This is a genomic window from Streptomyces sp. NPDC001381 (genome assembly GCF_042895685.1).
In the GTDB taxonomy this organism is placed as follows: domain Bacteria; phylum Actinomycetota; class Actinomycetes; order Streptomycetales; family Streptomycetaceae; genus Streptomyces.
This window is the reverse complement of the sequence record NZ_JBIAWO010000012.1, coordinates 65,853-91,169: the sequence shown is the minus strand read 5'-3', so window position 1 is coordinate 91,169 and position 25,317 is coordinate 65,853. Positions and strand designations below refer to the sequence as shown.

The following is a 25,317-nucleotide window of genomic DNA, read 5'->3' as shown; positions in this document are numbered from 1 at the left end:
GCCGGACTCCCCCGGGTCACGCCCTCCGCGGACGGTCCCCACCGAATGGCGGTCCGGCATCGGGGTGTCCCGCGCGACCGCCCGCGCAGGGTCACCCGGCAGGGCGCCCCTCCCCGACCGACGGCCGTCGGCGGTCGGCCGCACGGAGGCACGGCCGGTCGACTCGCCCAGGAGGCTCATCCCCTCCCCCTGACGTCGTCGCCTTCGGCGCGGACGCCCTGCGGGCGGTTGCCTCGGCGCCGCGCGGAAGGCTTCCCGGCGGTGCGCGGGCGTGATCCGCCCCTGCTCGCGGCGGCAGGACGTGTCGTGGGCGTACGGGGACGGCCGGGGTGCGCGCCCGGCGCGAGCTCCGTCGGCTCGCCTTCTTCCGCCGCCTCGGCGCGCGATGGGCGCGCGGTGATCGCCTCTGCACATGAGCGCACCGGTCCGCCGCCGGACACGGGAGCGGGCGTCGACGCGGTCTCGGAGACGCCGTCCACGGCGTCGGAGCCCGCGGGGCGGTCCCCCGCACGCCGGTGCGGCTCGCGCGCCTCACGCGCCTCACGCTCGGTGCGCAGACAGCGGCGTACCGATTCCGGATCGAGCCCTTCGTTGCAGGCCTGGTGCAGCAGGCGTGCGAAGAGATAGCCGGGGTCCGCGCCCAGGGCCATGGCGAGGGCTTCCCTGGCCTCGAGTTCGTCACCGCTGGACCAGGCGACCCAGCCGGCGAGGGTGAGCGGGGCCGCCGCGTGTTCGCGGTAGGGGCCGACGCAGCGGCGTGCCAGCGCCCGCCAGAGGCGCAGGGCGGGCGCCGCCTCGTCGCCCTCCATCCACTCGGCCGCCCGGTCGCGCGTCCCCCGGTCCTGAAGACCGAGGATCAGAGCGGCGGCTTCATCGCATCCGAGCAGTTGGTCGTCCCGGCCGTCCGCCCTGGCGCTGCCGGACACGAAGGGGGCCGCGGCAAGGCGTCGCATGACCCGTCCGGCCAGTTCGACCGTCTCCTCGGCGACCGCCGCGCGACTCACCTCGTCGAGGATGCGCGGGACCATCGCCATGTTCGCCGTGTCCAGGGCGACTTCCTGCTCCAGCACGATCCCCGTCTCCAGGGGCAGCAGCCGGGCTCGCAGTTCGCGCAGGGTGCCCCGGACCTGGATTCCGGCGTAGGTCGCGGCCGCGGCCAGCACCGAGGTGCCGGGCAGACCCATCGGCGTCCCTTCGGCCGGGCAGCAGCCCTTGCGCGGGCAGCAGTACGACCAGAAGCGGCCGTCGGAGATGCACAGCGCCTCGATGACCGGGGCGTCGAGATGCCCGCACGCGAGCCGCAGGGCCTGGGCCAAGGGCTGCAGCCGCTCCATGACCTCGCGGCCCGTCTCGCCCTTCGCCGGATCCTGGCAGAGATAGGCGACCATCTGCGCGGGACGGGCGCCCCGACGTTCGCCTCCCTTCACGAGCCCCTCCGCCAGTTGCCGGGCGACGGCGGCCCAGTCGCCGGGGTGCGCGGGAATGCCGAGCCTGGCCCGGCCCCCGAACCGGCCTTGCCGGCCCCGGTCGCTCAGGGCGACCAGCACGATGCTGTCCTCCGGCCGGTATCCGAGAAGGTAGGGCAGGGCGTCGGCGAGTTCTCCCGGTGTGCGCAGGGTGACGTGGTGGACGGCGGCGGCTGCGTCTTGGGGCGGGTCCGCGGCGTAGGGCGAGTGGCTGATGTACGCGGTGGGCCCGTCGTACGGGTACTCGTCGCCGCCGACGGAGGCGTCGCTGAAGATGGACGCATCGCCGTGCATGGACGCGTCGCTGAGGTTCGGCCCATCGCCGTGCATGGGCGCGTCGCTGTGGGCGGCCGCGTCGGCTCGCGCCGTCGCGCCCCCGTGCTCAGTGACTTCGCCACGGTCCGTAGCGTCGCCGTGGGCGGTCGGGCCGTCGCAGGACGCGGGCCCAGCGAGCCCGTCACGTCGGTCACATCCGTCTCGCCCATCACGTCCACCACGTCCACCACGTCCGATGATGTCGCCGTTTTCGGAGGAGCCGGTCGTTTCGCTGTGATTCGTCATGCGCCGACGATCTCGCGGATCCCGAAATTCCGCTTTGCCCTGTGGATAAGTCCGACCAGGGACACGTCAACCAGCCGGATTCGGACACAGCCCGGACCCGGTTTGTCAGCGCCGTCCTGTTGTATGGGAGGCATGGAGCACACGAGCAACACGGATCTCCGGTCGGACGCCGACGCCGTCCTCGCCCGCCTCGTCGGCGACGCCACGGGCGAGGCCCGGCTGCGCGAGGACCAGTGGCGGGCCATCGAGGCGCTGGTCGCCGAGCGGCGCCGGGCCCTGGTCGTGCAGCGGACGGGGTGGGGCAAGTCCGCGGTGTACTTCGTGGCGACCTCTCTGCTCCGGGCCCGTGGCTCGGGTCCCACCGTGATCGTCTCCCCGCTGCTCGCCCTGATGCGCAACCAGGTCGAGGCCGCGGCCCGGGCCGGTATCCACGCACGGACCATCAACTCCTCGAACACGGAGGAGTGGGAGACCGTCCAGGCGGAGATCGCCGCGGGCGAGGTGGATGTCCTGCTGGTCAGTCCGGAGCGGCTCAACAACCCGGACTTCCGCGACCAGGTGCTGCCCGCACTGGCCGCCGCGACCGGACTGCTCGTGGTGGACGAGGCGCACTGCATCTCCGACTGGGGCCACGACTTCAGGCCGGACTACCGCCGGCTGCGGACGATGCTCACGGACCTTCCGCCGGGAGTTCCGGTGCTCGCGACAACGGCGACGGCCAACGCGCGCGTGACCGCGGACGTCGCCGAACAGCTCGGCACGGGCGGCACGTCGGACGCCCTGGTGCTGCGCGGCCCGCTGGACCGGGAGAGCCTCAGTCTGAACGTGCTGCGGCTGCCCGACGCCGCGCACCGGATGGCATGGCTCGCCGACCACCTCGACGAGCTGCCCGGCTCGGGGATCGTGTACACGCTCACCGTGGCCGCCGCCGAGGAGGTCACCGCCTTCCTGCGGCAGCGCGGACACGTCGTCGCCTCGTACACGGGCCGCACGGAGAACGCCGATCGCCAGCAGGCCGAGGAAGACCTGCTGGCCAACAAGGTCAAGGCCCTGGTCGCCACCTCCGCGCTCGGAATGGGCTTCGACAAGCCCGACCTGGGTTTCGTCGTGCACCTCGGCTCGCCCTCCTCCCCCATCGCGTACTACCAGCAGGTGGGCCGTGCAGGCCGCGGTGTCGAGCACGCGGAGGTGCTCCTGCTGCCGGGAAAGGAGGACGAGGCGATCTGGGAGTACTTCGCGTCCCTGGCCTTCCCGTCCGAGGACCTGGTGCGCCGCACTCTGGACGTCCTCGCGGGCGCGGAGCGGCCTCTGTCGCTGCCCGCGCTGGAGCCACTGGTCGAACTGCGCCGCTCCCGCCTGGAGACCATGCTGAAGGTCCTGGACGTGGACGGCGCAGTGAAGCGGGTCAAGGGCGGCTGGACCGCGACCGGCCGGCCGTGGACGTACGAGACCGAGCGCTACGACTGGGTCGCGCGGCAACGCAAGGCCGAGCAGGAGGCGATGCGCCAGTACGCGTCGACGACCGGCTGCCGGATGGAGTTCCTGCAGCGGCAGCTCGACGACGACGGCGCCAAGCCGTGCGGGCGGTGCGACAACTGCGCGGGGGCCCGCTACACCGCGGAGACGTCCACGGCCGCGCTGGACGCCGCGCGGGTGGATCTGGGCCGCGCGGGCGTCGAGGTCGAGCCACGCCGGATGTGGCCGACCGGCCTTCCTTCGATCGGCGTACCGCTCAAGGGACGCATCCCGGCGGGAGAACAGGCGGACACCGGAAGGGCTTTGGGGCGGCTCTCGGACATCGGCTGGGGGAATCGGCTCCGCCCGATGCTCACCGCCCAGGCCCCGGACGGTCCCGTGCCGGACGACGTCGCCAGGGCGGTCGTGGGCGTACTGGCCGACTGGGCGAAGGGGCCGGGCGGTTGGGCTTCCGGAGCGGCCGACGCCGGCCCGCGCCCGGTCGGCGTGGTCACCGTCGCCTCCCGGACGCGGCCGCGGCTGATCCACTCGCTGGGCGCGCGCATCGCCGACGTCGGCCGGCTGCCGCTGCTGGGGACGGTGGAGTACGCCGACGATGTGTCACCGGTCTCCCGGAGCAACAGCGCACAGCGGCTCAAGGCCCTCGACGGCCTGCTGGAGGTGCCGCCCTCGCTCGCTTCCGCGCTGGCCGAGGCCCGGGGGCCTGTCCTGCTGGTGGACGACTACACCGAAACCGGATGGACCCTCGCGGTCGCGGCGAGGATGCTTCGACGCTCGGGCGCCGAGGGCGTGTTGCCGTTGGTGCTGGCTGTGCAAGGTTGATCACGCACAGAGTGCGAAGGGGGCGTGGACCGCTGCCCCACGCGTCCGCCCGCGCATCACTGGGTAGGGATATATGACACACACCGCCGTATAACGGTCGGTGGCCCCAATTGCTCGTTGCCGCATCCAAGTTCGACAGGAAGAATTGAAGTCCGCTCCCCGCACGGCTCGTCCGTAGTCCGGTTGGGCTTTGCTGCGGCGTGCGCTCCCCCGAATCCGACCCGCCCGCTGTGTGGGCCGTAGCCGAAGGGAGGATCGTGACCCTCGGATTCGCTCCGTCTTCGGCAGCATCGTTGTCCACGTCCGCCGCTTCCGCCAATCGCTTGCTCGAACCCGCGGAGTGGTCCGCGGCCGGCATCCCTCTGCTGCGCAACCCGCGTGAAGTGGTCAGCGGGCTGCACTCACGGCACCGGCCCCAGCCGGCCACCGCGATCGTGGCCGTGCTCGACCCGGACGAACGGGTGCGGGCCAGCGCGTCGTTCACCCGGCGACAGGCGTCGGCCGACGGCTGGATGTTCCGCAACGCGCTGCTCGCCCAGCTGCGCCGGGTCATCCCGCACGACCTGCGGCGCCGGACGCCGGTGCGGACCGCCGTACTGCTGTACTGCCGTGACGGCGACGCGCGGTGGACGGAGGAGGACGGGGCATGGATGTGGGGTCTGCGTGACGCCTGCACTCTGCACGGACTGCGCTGCGGGGCGTACATCACGCTGACCCGGGACGGATGGCAGGTGCTCGGCGAGGGGCGCGGAGGCCGCCGTCCCAACACGGACTCCGCTCCGGAGCCGTTCGGACTGTCCGAGGCACCGCCCCCGCTGCCGCGGACCGGCGGCGCCGTCTCGGAGGTTCTGCGTCGCGCGGCCGCCCGCTGAGGCACATCGGCGGGTACCACGAGCCCGGCGGCCGCCGGAGCCGGTTCGGCGGCCGGGAGCGTCGCGCGGCGGGGCATGGGCAGCCGTAGCTCGGACGCCGAACAGCAGGACCGCTGAGCAGCAGGACGCGGGAAGTCCTTCGGGCTCGTGCGCATCGTCGCGTGGCGTGCGGAACAGCCCGCGACGATGCGGACATGACGGCGTACGGCGATGTCGGCGGGGTGGGCCGCCGGTGGCTGCGCTCATGGCCGAGCACGGCACCTCGCGCCGCCGCCTTCACGGGACCGGCCGGGCCTCGGCTTCACCGGCTCCGCACGAGGGGCCGCCCGTCCACGCGCCCCGTGGGCGGCTGACCTCCTCCGAAGGGCCTGGCTCCGGGCACGCAGAGGTGCGCGTGCCGAGACGCCCGTCGTCCGCCCGCGTACAAGCACACCCCGTGGAGGTGCCGCGGTGGCGACGCCTCCGCGGCCCGGCGCGGCCGCCCTGCCGGGGTCGGCTCAGACGCCCGCGCCCAGCACCGTGTTGATCTGCTGCGGGTCTCCGCAGACGATCAGCAGGGCGCCGGCCCGCGCACGAGCAAGCGGCAGGGCGGTGGCGGCCGTGTCGGGACCACCGTTGACGGCCACGACGACGACGGGGCGCACGCCCGCCCGGCCCGCGGAGGCCGCGTCGGCGTAGAAGACGTCGTCCCCGGCGTCGTGCTGCGCCCAGTACGACGCCTCGCCGAAGGACAGCTCATGGGCGGCCCAGGGGTGCTGCTCGCCGGTGGTGATCACCAGCACGTCACCCGGGGCACGCCCGGAGTCCAGGAGCAGGTCCACGGCCTCTTCGGCGGCGTCCAGCGCACCCTGGGCCGAGGCCGGGATCAGCTGGACCTGGGGAGTCGCCGGAGCGGGCGCGGCAGCGGCCGGGGCCGAGGGCCCGGGCTTGGCGGCGACGTCACGCGGGGTGCGCTGCCCGGGAGGCGTCGGCCGGAGGGGTCCGGGACGACCGGGACGCGACGGAGCCGCGGGACGGGGGCCGGGTACGGGTCGAGGGGTCGGCGCTGTGCGGCCGCTGGCCGGAGTGGCGCGGGGACCCTGGGCACTCTCGTGAATCTGAGGCTCCTCGGGAAGGAGAGGCATGGGCTGTTATTTATCAAACGTTGGTGCGGCTCGCGCCAGCGGGTGGCACATCAGTGCGAGCGGAATCGTCAGAAGTCGAAGCCGAGCTGACCCTCGATCTCCGGAACGCTTCCGTCCGCCCAACTGCGGGCCTTCTTGAGGTGCCGCCACTGGGGCAGCGCATCAAGATACGCCCACGACAACCGGTGGTACGGGGTGGGGCCCCGCTCCGCCAGTGCGGCCTTGTGCACGGGCGACGGATACCCGGCATTGTCCGCAAAACCGAAGTCTGCATGGTCGACACCCAGTTCGGCCATCATTTTGTCGCGCTGAACCTTGGCGATCACCGAGGCCGCCGCGACCGCCACGCACGACCGGTCACCCTTGATCACCGTGCGAACCCGCCACGGGGCACCGAGATAGTCATGCTTCCCGTCCAGGATCACCGCATCGGGGCGGACCGGCAGGGCACCCAGCGCCCGCCCGGCGGCAAGCCGCAGCGCGGCCGTCATCCCCAGGTCGTCGATCTCTTCCGGGGAGGCATGACCCAGGGCGTACGACGTCACCCAGGTCTGTAGCACCTCGGCCAGTTCGGTGCGCCGCTTGAGGGTGAGCAGTTTCGAGTCGGTGAGCCCCAGGGGCGGGCGGCGCAGTCCGGTGACCGCCGCGCAGACGGTGACGGGACCGGCCCACGCGCCGCGGCCCACCTCGTCGACACCGGCAATGATCTTGGCCCCGGTCGTGGCGCGGAGTGAGCGCTCGACGGTGTGGGTGGGTGCTTCGTACGGCATGGCGCCCTTAGCGTACGCCGCCTCGATCCCGGTGCGACACCCCGGTCTGCCACGACCCCCTACCCACGTCCGGGCACTCCTCCGGGGCCGCCGTCAGCCGGCGTCCGGACGCAGCAGCGGAAGCATGAACTGGTCGATCATCTCCTCGAGGTCCCGGTCGCTCCATTCGCTGGCGCACACCTTTGTCCGGTACATCATCATGGCCGGAATGGCATCGAAGACATAACCGTTCGCCGCTCCCGGTCGCACCTCCCCCCGCTCAATTCCACGACTGATGACCTCGTGCAGCATCCTGACGGCCGGCTCCACGACCCCTTGCACGATCAACCCTTGGAAGCGCTCCGACTGAGACGGATCGCATTCGTGAATGATCGCCCTCAAAGCGAAGCCCGGGCGCGAGAACATCGCGTCACGCGCCATGCGGCACAGCGCCACCAGGTCCTCTCGCACGCTCCCGAGGTCGGGTGCGGCATCCATCCGGGGGAGCCCGGCACTCAAGGCGTCCGCGACGAGATCCTCCTTGGACGGCCAGCGGCGATAGACCGCCGCCTTCCCCGTCTGGGCTCCGGCGGCGACACCCTCCATCGTGAGGCCGTTCCAGCCGACGGTGCCCAACTGTTCCAGCGCGGCGTCGAGGATCGCGCGTTCGAGCACGGCGCCGCGACGGCGAGGGGAGGCCGTCCGGGCGGGGGCAGCCGTCCAGCGCGAAGTAACCATCTGAGTGTCTCCAACGAGCAGAGGGGGCGGGGAGTTCGAAGCGGAGCGGGGCCACCGCGGCACCAGCGGGGGAACGCGCCGAGGGACGACCCGGAAAGTGAACGCTTGCGTTCACTACTGGGGACTCACTACCGTTGACGCGAGAGTGAACGCAAGCGTTCACTAACGCAGTTGTGGGGGACCCATAGTGACAACCTCTCAGTTGATTCAGAACCAGAAACGGTGTGCGGCCCGCCGGGAGGGACACCCCGGTATCGCGCTCACCGTCATCGCGGCCTGCCAACTCATGGTGGTACTCGACGCGACGATTGTGAACATCGCGCTCCCGCACATTCAAGACGCGCTGAAGTTCAGCACCACCGACCTCACCTGGGTGGTCAGCGCCTACACACTCACCTTCGGCGGGCTGCTGCTGCTCGGCGCGCGGGCCGGTGACATCCTCGGCCGGCGCCGGGTGTTCATGACCGGAATCCTGCTCTTCACCTTCGCCTCGCTGCTGGGCGGACTGGCCCAGGAGCCCTGGCAGTTGCTGGCGGCCCGGGCACTGCAGGGCATGGGGGGCGCGATAGCGTCGCCCACCTCGCTGGCACTCATCACCACCACGTTTCCCGAAGGCCCGGAACGCAACCGGGCCTTCGGTGTCTTCGCCGCCGTCTCCGCCGGCGGCGGCGCCATCGGTCTGCTCGCCGGCGGCATGCTCACCGAATGGCTCGACTGGCGGTGGGTGCTGTTCGTCAACGTGCCCATCGGTGTGCTCATCGCCTCTCTCACACCGCTCTACATCAACGAGTCCGAGCGGCACCCGGGGCGCTTCGACATCGCGGGCGCGGTGACCTCGACGGCGGGCATGGCCTCCCTGGTCTACGCGTTCATCCGGGCCGCCGGGGAAGGCTGGCGGGACCGTCTGACCATCGGGGCGTTCGCCGCCGCCCTGATCCTGCTCGTCGCCTTCGCGTTCACGGAGATGCGGGCCAAGGAGCCGATCACTCCGCTGCGGATGTTCGCCGACCGCAACCGCTCCGGCACATACGTGATCATGCTCAGTCTGGCCGCCGCGATGTTCGGAATGTTCTTCTACATCGTCCTCTTCGTCCAGAACGTGCTGGGCTACAGCCCGATCAAGGCCGGGCTCGCCTTCCTGCCCGTCACGGCCGCGATCGCGGTCGGCGCGGGCCTGTCGCAACGCTTCCTGCCCGTCCTGGGACCGAAGCCGTTCATGCTCGCGGGGTCCGCCCTGGTGGTGACCGGCCTCATCTGGCAGACGTTCATCAGCCCCGACAGTTCCTACGCCGGCGGCGTGCTCGGCCCGATGCTGGTGTTCGGCTTCGGCATGGGCCTGAACTTCGTGACGGCGACCGTCACCGCGGTCTCCGGTGTCGCCCCGCACGAGGCGGGCGCCGCATCCGGTCTGCTCAACGTCACACAGCAGGTGGGGGGTTCGCTCGGGCTGGCCATCCTGACCACGGTCTTCGGCTCGGCCAGCAAGAACGAGGCGGAGAAGCAACTGCCGAAGTTCCTCGCCGACGGATCGGCCGAACAGAAGGCCGAGTTCGCCAGGACGCACCAGCTGCCCGCCCCGTGGGGCCACGACGTCCTGGCCCAGGGCATCTCCACCGCCTTCGTCCCGGCCGCCGCCATGGCCGCACTGGCCCTGCTCACGGCATGGTTCGTCATCCGCGTCCGCAAGAGCGATCTGGACGCCCTGTCCGGGACGGCGGGACCCATGGCCGGCTGAAGCACGCGGACGGCCGGGGCGGCGGGCCTCACCACCTGCTGAAGCGTGCGGATGGCCGGGACTCACCCCGACAGCGAACGACGGGGACCACGACACGGCCATCCGCACCCCGCGGGGCAGCCCCGCCGACCCGCCCGCCCGCACGGACAGCAATGTCGGCACCGACAGCACCGCCAGCCCTTTCGCCAACAGCGCGGCCACGACGAACCACATGCCCACCACCCCCTACGCCGCTCCCCGCCACCCGCCCGTCCCGACACACACGTCGCACAGCGGATGCCCGGACAACGCGCGAGCCGTCGCGCAGAGTTCCCGATGAACACGAAGAGTCGCCGCCGAAGGTCGGACCGAGTCCTCCCGACAGCCGGAGAGTCCGGTGGAACAAAGCCCGGATACGCCGCCGCTCCGGTCAGACCGACGGGGCCACCCAGGCAGGCAGTTCCTCCACCTGTTCCGCCCAGGCGGCCGGAGGCGCCCCGGCCTTCCCAGCGGCCAGTACTCCGCCCACGATGGCGCAGGTGGTGTCGACGTCGCCGCCGACCTGTGCGGTCGTCCAGAACGCCGTCTCGTAGTCGCCGAGGGCGCGAGCGGCCGACCACAGCGCGAAGGGCACGGTGTCATGGGCCGAGGTACGGCGTCCGCAGCCCAGAACCGCCGCGACCGTGGCCGCGTCGCCGTAGTCGAGCATGTCCCGTGCGCGCCGCAGCCCCGCGCCGACGGCGCTCTTCGGCACGAGAGCGATGACACCGTCGAGAAGCGCCTCCGCACGGGGCGGACCCCCCGGTGCGCCGACCAGCGCGGCTGCCGCGGCGACGGCCATGGCCCCGACCACGGCCTCCCGGTGCTGATGCGTGGGATACGCGGAGATCTCCGCCTGATGGGTGGCCTGCTCGGGATCGTCCGCGTACCAGGCACCCAGGGGGGCGATCCGCATCGCGGCGCCGTTGCCCCAGGAGCCCTGCCCCTTGAACAGGGCTGACGAGAGTTCGCGCCAGTCGGCGCCCTCCCGAACCAGCCTCAGCAGCCGGTTGACCGCGGGGCCGTAGCCGCGGTCGAAGTCGTGGTGCTCAGCGAAGGAGCGGGCCAGGGCGTCCTGGTCGATACGACGGTGGGCGGCCAGGACGGCCACGACGGAGCAGGCCATTTCCGTGTCGTCGGTCCACTGCCAGGGGCCGGGTGGCAGTTCGCGGCGCTTCAGCAGCGGGTAGTTCACCGGCACGAAGAACTGGGAGCCGAGCGCGTCACCCACCGCGAGTCCGCGCAGGCTGGCGAGGGCGCGCCCCAGGCGCCCGTCGGGAGAGGAGTCAGCGGTCATCGCTCTGCCACTCTATCCGCTGATCCCGTAGGGCTCCGGATCTCGCCAGCGGTCGAAGGGCCGGTCAAGCGTGTACTTGCCGTCGTCCCCGAGAACGAGCATGCGCATCTCGGCGTTCCCCGGATTCGACAGCGACTCGAACTCGGCGACCGTCCAGTGGAACCAGCGCATGCAGAACAGACGCATGGCGAGGCCGTGGGTCACGATGAGCACGTTCGGCGGATGGTCGGGGGCCTCGAAGCTGCGGAACAGGCTCTCCAGGAAGCCGCCGACCCTGTCGTACACGTCGGCTCCGCTCTCGCCCTGCGCGAAACGGTAGAAGAAGTGTCCGTAGGCGTCCCGGTAGGCCTTCTGCAGCCGTACGTCGTCGCGGTCCTGCCAGTTCCCCCAGTCCTGCTCGCGCAGCCGGGGCTCCTCGCGCACGCGGATGAGGTCAGGATCCAGGTGGAAGGCCCGGAGGGTCTCGTGGGTGCGCCGGTAGGGGGAGACGTACACGCTGACCCGCTCGCCGCCGAACACCTCCCGTAGCCTCTTGCCGGTCTCCTCTGCCTGCCGCCGGCCTCGGTCGGTGAGGGCCAGGGCATGATCGGGCTCACGCTCGTAGACGGTGTCATCAACATTGCCCGTTGACTCCCCGTGCCGGACAAGGACGATGCGCCGTGGTCTTGCCATGCCAAAACCCTAGATCGAGTGACGGCAGATCCAATACTCGTGGGCCCCGCATACGGCGTAGGTCACACCGAATCCGCACCACAAGAGGACGCACACCACGAGCGGACACGACCCACACACCATCGGCAGGCCCGTGCGGTTCTCACACCGTCCAGGTCGTCTCCAGTTCGACGATGTCACCGGTGAGGGCGGCGATGTCCGCCTCCGTCTGGGCGCGCAGCGCGAGCCGCTCCACGCGTTCGGTGCGGTACTTTCCGTGCTCGGCCTCGGAACGCCACATCGACAGCACCAGGAACTCGTGGCCGGGCGCCTCGGCGAACAGTCCCCGGATCATGCCGGGCGAGCCGGCCATGGCGGGGTTCCACACCTTCTCCTGCATGAGGGTGAAGTGCTCGGCACGCTCCTCGTGGACCCGGCACAGGGCCACCCGCAGCAGGTCGGCGTCCGTGAAGCGGGGCTCGAAGCCCGTCTTCACGTCGAAGCGGTAGTCGAAGAGCCGTACCTGGGCGTCCTTGAACGTGCCCGCCTGGGCTGCCGCCAGCCGGTCGTGGGAGCGCGCCATGAAGGAGTCGTAGAAGGCACGGCTCTCCCAGAAGGCGAAGACATGCGCGACGGAGGGCCGCCCCCTGCTCCAGCCCCCGCCCTGTCCCCGAAATCCCGGCTCCCCCAGAAGCCCCGCCCACTTTCGCTGCCCCCGCTCGAAACCGCGGCGGTCCACCACGGTGCAGCGAATCCACTTGACCAGCACCGCGCCATGGTAAGGCCACGGGGCGTGGCGTCGGTCACTCTCTGGCGCAGAGCAGCCATGCCGAGTGTCAGGGGTGCGTGGCAGGATGGACAACCGGCCCTGATGATCCGGCAGTTCGGGGTGAGGTCAGTTGGTGAACGGGGAGGGACATTGGTGAGCGGCATCAACAAGGGGATCCGCAAGGTCGAGATGGCGCTGAAGTGGGACCCGAGTCCGGCGGGGCAGCCGCCCACCGATCTGGACATCGTCGCCGCGACGTACCTGGCGAGCGATCCGGGCGGGGCGCCCGCCTATGTGGTGCACTTCGACAGCCGCTCGCCCGACGGCACCATCTATCTCAACCGGGACAGCAAGGACGGCAAGGGCTTCGGCTGGGACGAGGTCATGACGCTGGAGCTCGACCGGCTGGACGCGCGGTACACGCGCGTGGTGGTGGGCGTCGTCATCCAGCAGCATCCGGCGAACCGGACCTTCGTCAGTGTCCTCAACCCCGCCTTCCGGATACGGGAGGGCTACACCGTCCTGGACGAGGACGACTTCGGCGGTGTACTCGGAGCGACGGCGGCGACGGTCGCGGAGTTCGTGCGCGAGCCGTCCGACGGCTGGACGTTCCACCCGGGCGTGCAAGGCTTCGAGGACGACCCGGCGACGTTCACCAGGGTCATGGGCCAGGTGCGCCAGTCCTGAACCCGGCCGGGCACGAACACCGAGGGCGGTGAAGCCGGAAACCGGCTTCACCGCCCTCGCCAGATCACACGGACCTGGCCGATGCCGCTGTGATCAGCTGCAGCCGCTGGTCGAGCCGCAGCCCTCGCAGATGTAGCAGGAGCCGGCCCGCTGCATCTTCGTGCCGCAGGAGAAGCACAGCGGAGCGTCGGCCTGGATGCCCAGCTGCATCTCCACCAGTTCGGCGCTGGTGTGGGCCTGCTTCGGGGCGGGCTGGGTCACCTCGGCGCCGGTCTTCGGAGTGGCGACGGCCTTCAGGTCGGTCTGCCGCGGGGCGGACTGGGCCAGACCCTCGACGTCGACCTCCTCCTCGGCGGGCTCGTACGAGCCGGTCTCCAGGTGGCGCTGACGCTCCTCGGCGGAGTGGATGCCGAGGGCGGAGCGCGTCTCGAAGGGCAGGAAGTCGAGCGCCAGGCGGCGGAAGATGTAGTCGACGATCGACTGCGCCATCCGCACGTCCGGGTCGTCCGTCATACCGGCCGGCTCGAAGCGCATGTTGGTGAACTTCGAGACGTACGTCTCCAGCGGGACGCCGTACTGGAGGCCGACGGAGACCGCGATGGAGAAGGCGTCCATCATGCCCGCGAGGGTCGAACCCTGCTTCGACATCTTCAGGAAGACCTCGCCGAGACCGTCGTCCGGGTAGGAGTTGGCGGTCATGTAGCCCTCGGCGCCGCCGACCGTGAAGGAGGTGGTGATGCCGGGACGGCCCTTGGGGAGACGCTTGCGGACCGGGCGGTACTCGACCACCTTCTCGACCGCGGCACGGATCGTGTCCTCGGCCTTCTCGGTGATCTCGGTCTTCTCCTTCTCCTTGGTCTTCGCGGAGAGGGGCTGGCCGACCTTGCAGTTGTCCCGGTAGATCGCGAGCGCCTTGACGCCGAGCTTCCAGGCCTCGAAGTAGATCTCCTCGACCTCCTCGACGGTCGCCGTCTCCGGCATGTTGACCGTCTTGGAGATGGCGCCGGAGATCCAGGGCTGGATCGCGGCCATCATGCGGACGTGGCCCATCGGGGAGATGGCGCGCTCGCCCATGGCGCAGTCGAACACCTCGTAGTGCTCGGACTTGAGGCCGGGGGCGTCGATCACATTGCCGTGCTCGGCGATGTGGGCGACGATCGCCTCGATCTGCTCCTCCTGGTAGCCCAGGCGGCGCAGCGCCTGCGGGACGGTGCCGTTGACGATCTGCATCGAGCCGCCGCCGACCAGCTTCTTGAACTTGACCAGGGCGAGGTCGGGCTCGACACCGGTGGTGTCGCAGGACATCGCCAGACCGATGGTGCCGGTCGGGGCGAGGACGGACGCCTGGGAGTTACGGAAACCGTTCTGTTCGCCGAGGCGCAGGACGTCCTGCCAGGCCTCCGTGGCGGCGGCCCAGACCGGGTTGTCCAGGTCGTCCATGCGGACGGCCGTGCCGTTGGCGTCGGCGTGCTGCTTCATGACGCGCTTGTGGGCGTCGGCGTTGCGGGCGTAGCCGTCGTACGGGCCGACGACCGCGGCCAGCTCGGCGGAGCGGCGGTAGGCGGTGCCGGTCATCAGGGAGGTGATGGAGCCGGCCAGGGCGCGGCCGCCCTCGGAGTCGTACGCGTGGCCGGTGGCCATCAGCAGGGCGCCGAGGTTGGCGTAGCCGATGCCGAGCTGGCGGAACGCGCGCGTGTTCTCGCCGATCTTCTGCGTCGGGAAGTCCGCGAAGCAGATGGAGATGTCCATCGCGGTGATGACGAGCTCGACGACCTTCTGGAAGCGCTCGGTCTGGAAGGACTGGTTGCCCTTGCCGTCGTCCTTGAGGAACTTCATCAGGTTCAGCGAGGCCAGGTTGCAGGACGTGTTGTCCAGGTGCATGTACTCGCTGCACGGGTTCGACGCGGTGATCCGGCCGGACTCGGGGCAGGTGTGCCAGTTGTTGATGACGCCGTCGTACTGGATGCCGGGGTCGGCGCAGGCCCAGGCGGCCTCGGCGATCTTGCGGAAGAGCGCCTTGGCGTCGACCTCCTCGATCACCTCGCCGGTCATCCGGGCGCGCAGGCCGAACTTGCCGCCCCGCTCGACGGCCTCCATGAACTCGTCGTTCACGCGGACCGAGTTGTTGGCGTTCTGGTACTGGACGGACGTGATGTCGTCGCCGCCCAGGTCCATGTCGAAGCCCGCGTCGCGCAGGACGCGGATCTTCTCCTCTTCCTTGACCTTGGTCTCGATGAAGTTCTCGATGTCCGGGTGGTCCACGTCGAGGACGACCATCTTGGCGGCACGGCGGGTGGCGCCACCGGACTTGATGGTGCCGGCGGAGGCGTCGGCGCCGCGCATGAAGGAGACCGGGCCGGAGGCGTTGCCGCCGGAGGACAGCAGCTCCTTGGAGGAGCGGATGCGGGAGAGGTTCAGGCCGGCGCCGGAACCGCCCTTGAAGATCATGCCCTCTTCCTTGTACCAGTCGAGGATCGACTCCATGGAGTCGTCGACGGCCAGGATGAAGCAGGCGGAGACCTGCTGGGGCTGCGGGGTGCCGACGTTGAACCAGACAGGGCTGTTGAAGCTGAAGATCTGGTGCAGCAGGGCGTAGGCAAGCTCGTGCTCGAAGATCTCGGCGTCGGCGGGCGAGGCGAAGTACTTGTAGTCCTCCCCGGCCTTCCGGTACGTCTTCACGATGCGGTCGATCAGCTGCTTGAGGCTGACCTCGCGCTGGGGAGTGCCGACAGCCCCGCGGAAGTACTTGCTGGTGACGATGTTGACCGCGTTCACCGACCAGAAGTCGGGGAACTCGACGCCACGCTGCTCGAAGTTGACCGAGCCGTCGCGCCAGTTGGTCATGACGACGTCACGGCGCTCCCAGACCACCTCGTCGTACGGGTGCACGCCGGGGGTGGTGTGAATGCGCTCGATACGCAGGCCCTTGCTGGTCTTGGTGCCCTTCGCTCGGGAACCTCGTGCCGGACCGCTCGCCGTCTCTGTCATGCCGCCTCCCTGTACAGGCAAAAACGCCCTGAAATGCCACGATGTTCCCGTGACATGGTGGTGTGTCTGGTGCTGCGGGCACCCATCCCTGGCCCGCAGCAAGTCTTCGTCCGCCGCCGCCCGGCCGGATCCGGGGCCCGAGGGCCCGGGTCCGGCCCGCCGGGTCAGTCGGCGGCGTGGGCGGGCACGGGGACCTGCCCGGTCCCTCCGCGCCCGCCGTCGTCCTTCCGGCCCCCCGCGACCGCGCCCGGGTCGTCTTCGCGGTCGCCGTCGTCCGCGGCGGGGTGTCCCGTCTGGTCCCTGAGTTCCGCGATCGCGGCCTCGAAGTCCTCGAGCGAGTCGAACGCCCGGTAGACGGAGGCGAACCGCAGGTAGGCGACGAGGTCGAGTTCCTGCAACGGGCCGAGTATGGCCAGCCCCACGTCGTGGGTGGTCAGCTCGGCGCTCCCGGTGGCGCGCACCGCCTCCTCGACCCGCTGGCCGAGCTGGGCGAGAGCGTCCTCGGTGACAGGCCGTCCCTGGCACGCCTTGCGCACGCCGTTGATGACCTTGGTGCGGCTGAACGGTTCGGTGACTCCGGACCGCTTCACCACCATGAGCGAGCACGTCTCCACGGTCGTGAAACGACGGGAGCAGTCAGGACACTGGCGGCGCCTGCGGATCGACGTGCCGTCGTCCGTCGTACGGCTGTCGACGACACGGCTGTCGGGGTGCCTGCAGAAGGGGCAGTGCATGAACTCCCAACCCTCCTCACAGCAGACTCAATGGCATCGCGGGCCTCACGGGCCCCTCGAAGCAGCCCCAAGCATAGGCGATCCATGAGGGTCCGAAGACACCGGGGACCACAACTTCTGGGCTGCTGATGACATCCAAGCACTAGATATGGGGATTGGCTCATACACCCAGGCTGTATCGCGTGTCGCAGTGGAGAGCCTCACCCCCTGCGGTTCAGCCGTCACGGTGAGCACTCGAAACCCGCCCGTACGCGCGCGTGCGCAACCGTGTCCGCGCGGCACATACGGCGATATCGTGGGCGCCGCAGGGAGGACCGGTGGGACTCTCGCGCGGAGCGGGCCCGGCGGCCGGACGACCGGAGGCCGGATGGCAGACTGGGGCCGCACCTCACGAGGGCGCCGACCCCGGCGGTGAAGAGTACAACAAGGAGCTCGCTCACCTGCCAGGTATCGCATTGGCCATACACCCAGACACATGATCAAGTCAGGCTATTCACGCTTTTTCACTCGAACGTGTGTTTGGCGCAACCTTTCGAAAGCAACTACCGTTGTCCAGCAGGGAGACAATCGAGAGGGGCCGACGTGACCACCACCGCAGACAGTGCCACCATCACCGCCCAGGACCGCTCCCAGGGCCGACTCGAGCCGGTGCATGCGATGAACGAAGCCGTGAATCCCGAGGGACACAAGCGCTCCCTGCCGGGCCGACCTCCAGGCATCCGGGCGGACAGCTCGGGACTCACCGACCGTCAGCGCCGGGTGATCGAGGTCATCCGGGACTCCGTGCAGCGGCGCGGCTACCCGCCGTCCATGCGGGAGATCGGCCAGGCCGTCGGCCTGTCCAGCACGTCCTCGGTGGCGCACCAGCTGATGGCACTGGAGCGGAAGGGCTTCCTGCGCCGTGACCCGCACCGCCCGCGTGCCTACGAGGTCCGCGGCTCCGACCAGGCCGTCTCCGTGCAGCCCACGGACACCGCCGGCAAGCCCGCCGCGTCGTACGTCCCGCTGGTGGGCCGTATCGCCGCCGGTGGCCCGATCCTCGCCGAGGAGTCCGTCGAGGACGTCTTCCCGCTCCCCCGGCAGCTCGTGGGCGACGGTGAGCTGTTCGTGCTGAAGGTCGTCGGCGACTCGATGATCGAGGCCGCGATCTGCGACGGCGACTGGGTCACCGTCAGGCGCCAGCCCGTCGCCGAGAACGGCGACATCGTGGCCGCCATGCTCGACGGCGAAGCCACCGTGAAGCGGTTCAAGCGTGAGGACGGCCATGTGTGGCTCCTCCCGCACAACGCGGCGTACGAGCCGATTCCCGGCGACGACGCGACCATCCTCGGCAAGGTGGTGGCGGTACTCCGACGCGTCTGAGCACGCCGGGCGGGCCTCACCTCCTCCGCCCCTCTGACTGGGCCCCGGGATCCCTGCGCCGGTTCCGGGGCCCTGTGCTGCGCAGGGCGCTCCTCACCCTTGAGGCAGGGCGGCTCCTCACCCTTGAGGCGTCGAGGCGGCCCTCGTTCGCTGCACCCGTGGCGTGGCCCGCCCCACCGGCGGCCTGCGCCGTCGAGACGACGAGTCCTTCCGGGGACGACCAGTACCGGTGAGGGCGCGTCCCCGGGCAGAGGACAACCCGCCCGGGGAAGCGCCCGCCCCTCACTCCGTCTCGGCCTGCCGGGCCGCCGCGTCGATCGCCGCGAGCGACTTGCGGACCTGATTGCGGTCCGTCGTGTACCAGAAGTCCGGCATGGACGCCTTCAGATAGCTCCCGTAGCGAGCCGTCGCCAAGCGCTGGTCCAGGACCGCGACCACGCCCCGGTCCCCCGACGCACGGACGAGCCGGCCCGCGCCCTGCGCCATGAGCAGCGCCGCGTGGGTGGCGGCGACCGCCATGAAGCCGTTGCCCCCGCCGTCCTCGACCGCCTTCTGGCGGGCGCTCATCAGCGGGTCGTCCGGACGCGGGAACGGGATCTTGTCCATGACCACCAGTTGGCAGCTGGGGCCGGGGACGTCCACGCCCTGCCACAGCGACAGCGTGCCGAAGAGACACGTCTTCGGATCCGCAGCGAAGTTCTTGATCAGCTCGCCCAGGGTCTCCTCGCCCTGCAGGAGGATCGGGAACTCCGGGATGCGGCCGCGCAGTTCCTCGGCGGCGAGCTGTGCGCCGCGCATGGAGGAGAAGAGGCCGAGGGTACGGCCGCCGGCCGCCTGGATCAGTTCGGTCAGCTCGTCCAGCATGTCCGCGCGGTCGCCGTCGCGTGCGGGACGCGACAGGTGCCTGGCGACGTACAGGATGCCCTGCTTGCGGTAGTCGAAGGGGGAGCCGACGTCGATCCCCTTCCACTTGGGGAGGTCGTCGCCCTCGGTGCCCTCCGGGGCGAGGCCCAGGGAGGCGCCCACACCGTTGAAGTCCCCGCCGAGCTTCAGCGTCGCCGAGGCCAGGGTCACGGAGCGGTCCGCGAAGAGCTTCTCCCGCAGCAGTCCCGACACGGACATGGGGGCGACGCGCAGGGACGCGCCGAAGCGGTCGTGCCGTTCGTACCAGACGACGTCGTACTCGGAGCCGTTGACGATGCGCTCCGCCACGTCGTGCACGCTCTCCACGGAGGCGAGCGCCTGCTTGCGGACCGCGTCCTCGTCCTGCACAGACTTGTCACGGGTGGCGCCGATCGCGGAGATGACGGTGCGCGCGGCATCGCGCAGGGCCATGAGGGCGTAGGTGAGGTCTTCCGGGATCTCCTCCAGACGGCCCGGCAGCGCCAGCTCCATCAGCCGCTCGAAGCCCTCGGCGGCGGTCTGGAGCTGGTCGGCGGCCTTCTCGTTGACCAGCTTGGCGGCGCGCCGCACCGCTCGGTTGACCTGGCCCGGGGTGAGCTCGCCGGTGGCGACGCCGGTCACCCTCGACACCAGCTCGTGCGCCTCGTCGACGATCAGCACCTCGTGCTGCGGAAGCACGGGGGCGCCCTCGATGGCGTCGATGGCCAGCAGGGCGTGGTTGGTGACGACGACCTCGGACAGCTTGGCGCGTTCGCGGGCCATCTCCGCGAAGCACTCCGCGCCGTACGCGCACTTCGACGCGCCCAGGCACTCCCGCGAGGACACCGACACCTGGGCCCAGGCCCGGTCGGACACGCCGGGCGTGAGGTCGTCCCGGTCGCCGGACTCGGTCTCGTCCGCCCAGTCGCGCAGCCGCAACAGGTCCTGGCCCAGCTTGCTGGTGGGCGCGGCCGCCTCGAACTGGTCGAAGAGGCCCTCCTCCTCGTCCTGCGGGACGCCTTCGTGCAGGCGGTGCAGGCACAGATAGTTCGACCGGCCCTTGAGCATCGCGAACTCCGGGCGCCGGCGCAGCAGCGGATGCAGCGCCTCGACCGTGCGCGGCAGGTCCCGCTCCACGAGCTGGCGTTGCAGCGCCAGGGTGGCGGTCGCGACCACGACGCGCTCCCCGTGCGCCAGCGCGGGCACCAGGTAGCCCAGCGACTTACCGGTGCCGGTGCCTGCCTGCACCAGGAGATGGGAGCCGTCGTCGATCGCCTCCGCGACGGCTTCGGCCATGGTCACCTGGCCGGGGCGCTCCGTACCGCCGACAGCGGCGACGGCGGCGTGGAGGAGTTCGGGGAGAGAGGGCTTCGTCATAGCGCGACCACCCTACGGCTCGGGACTGACAAACGGGTGAGCGACCGGGAGGTCGGCGGGGACAACGGTGACGGAATCAAGGTGCGGGGCTTCTCGGATTCGGGGCTGCTGGAGGGCCCGGTGGGGACAACGGCGGGGGCGGTGGGAGTGACGGAGGCCGCCGGGAGCGAGCGGGCGGGGTCGGAGCGTGCGAGGGGACGGCCGGGAGAAATTCTCCGAGATTCGCGGGACGGGCGGGAACCGGTCCGGATTCCGGAGCGTTCCATTTGTAACGGCGCGAGCACGGAGCGTCACATCACCTCACGCAGGTTCCTGTCTCTGATCATGAGGCCGGCCCGCTTGGCGGGCAGGTCGAGCTCGGCGGAGAAGCGGAAACCGGCGCTGAGGAAGGCGGCGACGGAGGGGGTGTTGCGAAGATCGGGTTCAGCGACGACCCGCGAACACGCGGGTCTCCTGTCGAGTACGAGGTCGGTGACGGCTCTCAGCAGCAGACCGCCGAGCCCTCGCCCACGGGTGGCGGCATCCCCGATGAGGAGATGGATGCCGGTGTCGTGAGCTCGGGCGGGGTAGTGGCGGGCCAGGGGGTCGAGATCCGCCCGGTAGATCTCCCAGTAGCTCATCGGCGTGCCCTCCAGCACACCGAGACACGGATGGCTGTGACCGGCGTCGGCGAGTTGACGCAGGTGCCGTTCGGTCAGGGCCAGAGGACCCGCCAGTTCCCAGAACGCGGCGACCGCCGGCTCGTTCATCCACCGCCCGATGCGGGGCAGATCCCTCTCGACCTGGACGGGGACGAGGCGGAACGCGCCCACAGGTGTGGCGGTGGATCCCCAGTCGCCGGCACGGCCGGGCAGCGGGCCGCTGGGTGGGGCCTCGTCCCTGCCGAGGGTGAGGACGGGGGCGGCACCGGCGGCGCTGGTGGGGATGGGGGGCACGGCAAGGCTCCTCTCAGCAGGCGGCTAGGGCAGGTTCCTCAGGAGTGAAGGAGTGGGAGTCGGGGATGCGGACGGTTCAGGAGCGCAGGGGGTTGGCGACGGTGACGTACACGGACTGGGTGTCGACGGGGCCGACGAGTTCGTCGAGGCCGTGCAGCCGGGTCAGCAGATTGGCCTTGCAGCGCAGTACGGGCGAGTCGAGGAGACGGGCGGGCAGCGAGCTGCGCAACCGGTCGGGGCCGCAGGCCGCGGAGGTGAGAAAGCCTCGGAAGGCGGCAAGGAGCAGGCGTTCGTCGGCGAGGCGCTGAGAGCCGAAGGCGCCGATGAGGCCGAGCACATTGTTGATGGCCAGGTAGTAGGCGAAGCGCTCGTCGGTGACCTCGTCCGGGACGAAGGTGTCGCTGTGCTCGCCGATACCGGGCAGCCGGGCTTCGAGTTCCGCGCGGCGGGAGGCGCGGAAGTAGTAGCCCTGGTTGTCACGGTAGCGGCCGCCGGTGGGCCAGCCGTCGGAGTCCAGCAGGAGGAGCGTGTTCTGCTGGTGGGCTTCCAGCGCGATGCCCGCTTCCCCGTCGAGCCACAGCACCGGGCGCACGACCTGCTCCAGGTAGCGCAGGAACCACTCGGCGGCGACCGCGCCGAGCGGACGCCCTGTCCGTCCGGCGAGCCGGGTGAGCAGCACGGCCAGCCGGGAGCTCTGGACGACGGCAGTGCCCGGGGCGGGCGGGCGCGCCACGGTCGCCAGGGCGTCGGGGGTGCAGGACACGAGGGCGTCTCGGGCGTACGGGCGCGGTGAGACGAGGCCCGCGACGCACGACACGTCGTCCGTGGGGGCGAACGGGTTGTGCCGGATCACCACGTCGAGGCCGGTCACGGGGCGGCCGTCCGTCCCGTCGACGGCGAGCCAGGCAGGGTCGCGGACGATGTCGAAGCCCGGGTGGGCTGCCTGCCACTGCCTCGACAGGCCGGTCCGCAGCAGACGGTGCACTTCGACACCGCGATGGAGTTCCTTACGCAGGTTCTCTCGACGGGAGTTGGTGATACGCAGGCCGAGCGACAGTTTGAGCATCGCCGGGGCGCCGGAGCGGTGGACCGTGCGCACCGAGGAGGTGGGGTGCCACGGGGAGCCGTGCGCGCCGAGGTCCCGGAGCAGCCCGGCGTCGAACAGGGCGGCGACATCGGGGCGGTGCCTGACCTCGTGCGCCTGCCAGGGATGCAGGGGCAGAAGGGCGAAGTCGTCGGGAGACGGCGGTCCGGGGGCGGCGAGCCGGGCCGTCAGCCGGTCCGCGGGAACCGTGCGGCCGCCTTCCGTCCAGGCGGAGTCGGTGACGAGCAGGGAAGGAGCGACAGCCAGCCAGTGCAGGGGGAAGGAGCCGCGCAGCTCGGGTGAGTACAGGCGTGCTTCCGCGTCGGAGAGGCCCTCCCGGCTCTTCGGGGCCGGGTGCAGGGGGTGTCCGAGGATCAGCGCCTGTTCGGCGGACAGGAACAGGTCGGGTCCGTCGGACGGTTGGTCCCGGCGCTCGCCGATGAAGTGGGCGGTACGGCGCAGGGAGTCGGCGACGCGCGCCACGAGGTCCACGCCTCCGGCGGCCGGGCCGGTCCCGGCGGGTGTCTCGCGGGCCAGCAGCGCGGCGATCGTGACGGCGTCCACGGGCGGCGACTGTTCGGGGGCGCCGGCCAGGCGCGGGAGGCCGAAGCGGTGCCAGCCGGTCGGGGACCAGTGACGGACGGGGGTGAGCAGGGCGGTGCCGCTGGCGGGCAACGGCACACGGAGCGTGCCGTCGGTGGGAGCGGGCATGCCCGCCTCACGCACCCAGCAGCGCAGCAGGTTCTCCACGGCCGCGGCCTGGGCCGCGGTGTGCGGGTCGGCGTGGTCCAGGAGGTCGGCCGGGAGGCCGTGCGACGGTCCGGCGTGCGCGGCGTCGCGCTGCTGAGGAGGGATGAAGGCGGTCGGTGTGCGGGTGGTCGACGGAACGGAGGAGGTGGACGCTCGTGTGGTGGCGACGGCGGAGGCGGGATCCGGGGAGCCGGTGGGCGGTGGGGAGTTGTGCAAGGTCGCTCCTCATGGGGTGGGGCCGGCACGGTCGGCGGCGGGAGATGCCGGTGGGGCGCCGGGGGCGCGACGGCGGGGAGGGGGTGGTCGGTGCCGGTGGCACGGGCAAGGGGATGGTGGGCGAGCGGCTCGGCCGGGTGCCCGCGTCACCCCGGCCGTTCGGCACGGCCACGTCGCTTCCACGCCTGTCCGGTCGGCGGGCTCGGCTGGTCCTCGTCGCGTGGGCCCGTGCGGTGGGCGCCGCGCCGGAAGGCCGCCTCGATCGCGTCGGCCAGCCGGTCGAGTACGGCGGCCGCCTGTTCGTCGGTGATCGTGAGGGGCGGGAGCAGTCGTACGACGCTTGCGTGGCGGCCTCCGAGTTCGACGATCAGGCCCCGGCGCAGGCACTCCCGCCGTACGGCGAGGGCCAGTTCGGGGGCGGCGGGGTGCGGGCCGCGCCCCGGGGCGGGAATCCCCGTGACGGTGCTGATCTCAGCAGGGCCGGGGGTGCCTGGGGCAGCGGCGGGGACCGAGGGGCCGTGGCGCGGCGCAGCCCGCCGGTCGCCCGTCGCGTCCTGGCCGTGGCCCGGCGTGCCGCTGCCGTCGCCGTCCGCACGCCGCCCGTGCGCGCGCTCCCCCTCCGGGTCGACCAGCTCGACCCCGATCATCAGTCCGCGCCCCCGCACGTCACCCATGCACGGCAGGGTCTCGGCGAGGTGCCGGAGCTGGTCCAGCATGTGGGCGCCCAGGGTGGCCGCGCGTTCGGCGAGGCGGTTCTCGCGGACGTGGGCGAGGGTGGCCGTGCCGGCGGCCATGGCGAGCTGGTTGCCGCGGAACGTGCCCGCGTGGGCGCCGGGTTCCCACACGTCGAGGTCGTCGCGGTAGACGATGACGGCCAGGGGCAGGCTGCCGCCGATGGCCTTGGACAGGACCATCACATCGGGGGTGATCCCGCTGTGCTCCACCGCCCAGAAGGCGCCGGTGCGGCCGACGCCCGTCTGGACCTCGTCGGCGATGAGCGGGACGGAGCGGTCGGCGGTGATCTGCCGCATACGGCGCATCCAGGTGTCCGGCGCGGGGATCACGCCGCCCTCGCCCTGGACGGGTTCGAGGATCATGCCGGCCGGATGCCGGACGCCGGACTTGGGATCGTCGAGGACGGACTCGGTCCAGCGGGCGGCGAGTTCGGCACCGCGCTCGCCGCCGACGCCGAACGGACAGCGGTAGTCCTGCGGATAGGGCAGGCGTGCCACCCGGACGTCGAGGGCACCACCGGAGGCTTCGAGGGAACCGGTGGTCATGCCGTGGTAGGCGCCGGTGAAGGCCAGGACGCCGGTGCGGCCGGTGGCGGCGCGGACCAGCTTGAGCGCGGCCTCCACGGCGTCCGTGCCGGCGGGTCCGCAGAACTGCACGCGTGCGCGGTCGGCGAGCCCGGGCGGGAGGGTGTGGAACAGTTCGGTGACGAAGGCGTCCTTGACCGGAGTGGCGAGGTCCAGGACGTGCAGGGGCGCACCCGAGTCGAGGACCTTGCGAATGGCCTCCAGGACGACGGGGTGGTTGTGGCCGAGCGCGAGGGCGCCGGCGCCGGACAGGCAGTCGAGGTAGCGGCGGCCGTCCGCGCCCTCGATGGTCAGTCCCCGGGCCCGTACCGGCACGATGGGGAGGGCACGCGCATAGGTGCGCGCCGCCGACTCCCGTGCCGACTGGCGCCGCAGGATCCCCTCGTACGCGAACCGGGCGCCCGCCGGTCTCCCTTCGGCGGCAGCGCCGACGGCGGCGGTCCCGACAGCGTCAGCACCATCGGCCCCGGCGGAGGAAGTCCCCGGGGCGGACGTTCCGGTGGAACGCCCCGAGGGGGCCTCCTCGGGCACTGGCTCGGTCACGGCCACGGCTCCCTGTCCTCCCGCGGTTCAGGGGGCCGAGCACGGGCAGCGGACCCCCCACCACCACCAACCCCGGACGGCTCTCCTGGTTACGGGTTGCCTCAAGATCCTTGCCGTGACGGAACCGTTGCCCTCCCGTCGGGAGTCCCCCACAGCGAACGC

At 71.3% G+C, this 25,317-nt stretch carries 18 protein-coding genes; 5 read left to right on the top strand and 13 right to left on the bottom strand.

The window, feature by feature from the left end; translation table 11 throughout:
* Window positions 1–176: 176 nt before the first annotated feature.
* Window positions 177–1,796 carry a DUF4192 family protein gene (locus ACFY2L_RS34315; protein ID WP_390824293.1) on the bottom strand — a complete coding sequence of 540 codons (1,620 nt, stop codon included), beginning with the start codon at window positions 1,794–1,796 and terminating at the stop codon, window positions 177–179.
* 363 nt (window positions 1,797–2,159) lie between these two features.
* Here ACFY2L_RS34315 and ACFY2L_RS34310 point away from each other — a divergent pair, with 363 nt between their 5' ends.
* Window positions 2,160–4,325: a RecQ family ATP-dependent DNA helicase gene (locus tag ACFY2L_RS34310; RefSeq protein ID WP_390824292.1), complete on the top strand. Its 2,166-nt coding sequence runs from the start codon at window positions 2,160–2,162 to the stop codon at window positions 4,323–4,325.
* A gap of 257 nt (window positions 4,326–4,582) precedes the next feature.
* A complete protein-coding gene (locus ACFY2L_RS34305; RefSeq protein WP_390661900.1) occupies window positions 4,583–5,197 on the top strand; it encodes a hypothetical protein in 615 nt (204 codons plus the stop codon).
* A 497-nt stretch (window positions 5,198–5,694) separates the two neighbouring features.
* On the opposite strand, the gene ACFY2L_RS34300 is transcribed toward ACFY2L_RS34305, so the two are convergent.
* From ACFY2L_RS34300 to ACFY2L_RS34290, 3 genes are all read right to left on the bottom strand, one after another.
* Window positions 5,695–6,321: a hypothetical protein gene (locus ACFY2L_RS34300; protein ID WP_390824291.1), complete on the bottom strand. Its 627-nt coding sequence runs from the start codon at window positions 6,319–6,321 to the stop codon at window positions 5,695–5,697.
* Between the two features lie 68 nt (window positions 6,322–6,389).
* On the bottom strand, window positions 6,390–7,091 hold the full coding sequence (locus ACFY2L_RS34295) for a ribonuclease HII (protein WP_390661902.1): 702 nt from the start codon (window positions 7,089–7,091) through the stop codon (window positions 6,390–6,392).
* Between the two features lie 93 nt (window positions 7,092–7,184).
* Window positions 7,185–7,808, bottom strand: coding sequence for a TetR/AcrR family transcriptional regulator (locus ACFY2L_RS34290; protein WP_390661903.1), 624 nt, complete (start codon window positions 7,806–7,808; stop codon window positions 7,185–7,187).
* Between the two features lie 187 nt (window positions 7,809–7,995).
* Here ACFY2L_RS34290 and ACFY2L_RS34285 point away from each other — a divergent pair, with 187 nt between their 5' ends.
* Window positions 7,996–9,543 (top strand): MFS transporter, encoded by a 1,548-nt coding sequence (locus tag ACFY2L_RS34285; protein WP_390824290.1) that lies wholly within the window; start codon window positions 7,996–7,998, stop codon window positions 9,541–9,543.
* Window positions 9,544–9,952: 409 nt separating this feature from the next.
* On the opposite strand, the gene ACFY2L_RS34280 is transcribed toward ACFY2L_RS34285, so the two are convergent.
* From ACFY2L_RS34280 to ACFY2L_RS34270, 3 genes are all read right to left on the bottom strand, one after another.
* On the bottom strand, window positions 9,953–10,858 hold the full coding sequence (locus tag ACFY2L_RS34280; RefSeq protein WP_390824289.1) for an ADP-ribosylglycohydrolase family protein: 906 nt from the start codon (window positions 10,856–10,858) through the stop codon (window positions 9,953–9,955).
* A gap of 12 nt (window positions 10,859–10,870) precedes the next feature.
* Window positions 10,871–11,530, bottom strand: a complete 660-nt coding sequence (locus ACFY2L_RS34275) for a histidine phosphatase family protein (RefSeq protein WP_390824288.1) — start codon at window positions 11,528–11,530, stop codon at window positions 10,871–10,873.
* A gap of 142 nt (window positions 11,531–11,672) precedes the next feature.
* On the bottom strand, window positions 11,673–12,278 hold the full coding sequence (locus tag ACFY2L_RS34270; RefSeq protein ID WP_390661906.1) for a YdbC family protein: 606 nt from the start codon (window positions 12,276–12,278) through the stop codon (window positions 11,673–11,675).
* 153 nt (window positions 12,279–12,431) lie between these two features.
* Here ACFY2L_RS34270 and ACFY2L_RS34265 point away from each other — a divergent pair, with 153 nt between their 5' ends.
* Window positions 12,432–12,965, top strand: coding sequence for a TerD family protein (locus ACFY2L_RS34265; protein WP_390661907.1), 534 nt, complete (start codon window positions 12,432–12,434; stop codon window positions 12,963–12,965).
* A gap of 93 nt (window positions 12,966–13,058) precedes the next feature.
* Here the strand turns inward: ACFY2L_RS34265 and ACFY2L_RS34260 are convergent, their stop codons facing one another.
* Complete coding sequence (locus ACFY2L_RS34260; protein WP_390824287.1) at window positions 13,059–15,953, bottom strand: vitamin B12-dependent ribonucleotide reductase; 2,895 nt, start codon at window positions 15,951–15,953, stop codon at window positions 13,059–13,061.
* 164 nt (window positions 15,954–16,117) lie between these two features.
* Window positions 16,118–16,687 (bottom strand): transcriptional regulator NrdR, encoded by a 570-nt coding sequence (gene nrdR, locus ACFY2L_RS34255; RefSeq protein WP_390824286.1) that lies wholly within the window; start codon window positions 16,685–16,687, stop codon window positions 16,118–16,120.
* A gap of 582 nt (window positions 16,688–17,269) precedes the next feature.
* Between nrdR and lexA the strand changes: the two genes are divergently transcribed.
* On the top strand, window positions 17,270–18,049 hold the full coding sequence (gene lexA, locus ACFY2L_RS34250) for a transcriptional repressor LexA (RefSeq protein ID WP_055635752.1): 780 nt from the start codon (window positions 17,270–17,272) through the stop codon (window positions 18,047–18,049).
* A 282-nt stretch (window positions 18,050–18,331) separates the two neighbouring features.
* On the opposite strand, the gene ACFY2L_RS34245 is transcribed toward lexA, so the two are convergent.
* From ACFY2L_RS34245 to ACFY2L_RS34230, 4 genes are all read right to left on the bottom strand, one after another.
* Window positions 18,332–20,308 carry an ATP-dependent DNA helicase gene (locus tag ACFY2L_RS34245; RefSeq protein WP_390661910.1) on the bottom strand — a complete coding sequence of 659 codons (1,977 nt, stop codon included), beginning with the start codon at window positions 20,306–20,308 and terminating at the stop codon, window positions 18,332–18,334.
* A gap of 290 nt (window positions 20,309–20,598) precedes the next feature.
* Window positions 20,599–21,234 (bottom strand): GNAT family N-acetyltransferase, encoded by a 636-nt coding sequence (locus ACFY2L_RS34240; protein ID WP_390824333.1) that lies wholly within the window; start codon window positions 21,232–21,234, stop codon window positions 20,599–20,601.
* Between the two features lie 85 nt (window positions 21,235–21,319).
* Window positions 21,320–23,293 (bottom strand): IucA/IucC family protein, encoded by a 1,974-nt coding sequence (locus ACFY2L_RS34235; protein WP_390824285.1) that lies wholly within the window; start codon window positions 23,291–23,293, stop codon window positions 21,320–21,322.
* A 146-nt stretch (window positions 23,294–23,439) separates the two neighbouring features.
* Window positions 23,440–25,161: a diaminobutyrate--2-oxoglutarate transaminase family protein gene (locus tag ACFY2L_RS34230; RefSeq protein WP_390824284.1), complete on the bottom strand. Its 1,722-nt coding sequence runs from the start codon at window positions 25,159–25,161 to the stop codon at window positions 23,440–23,442.
* Between the last annotated feature and the right edge of the window lie 156 nt (window positions 25,162–25,317).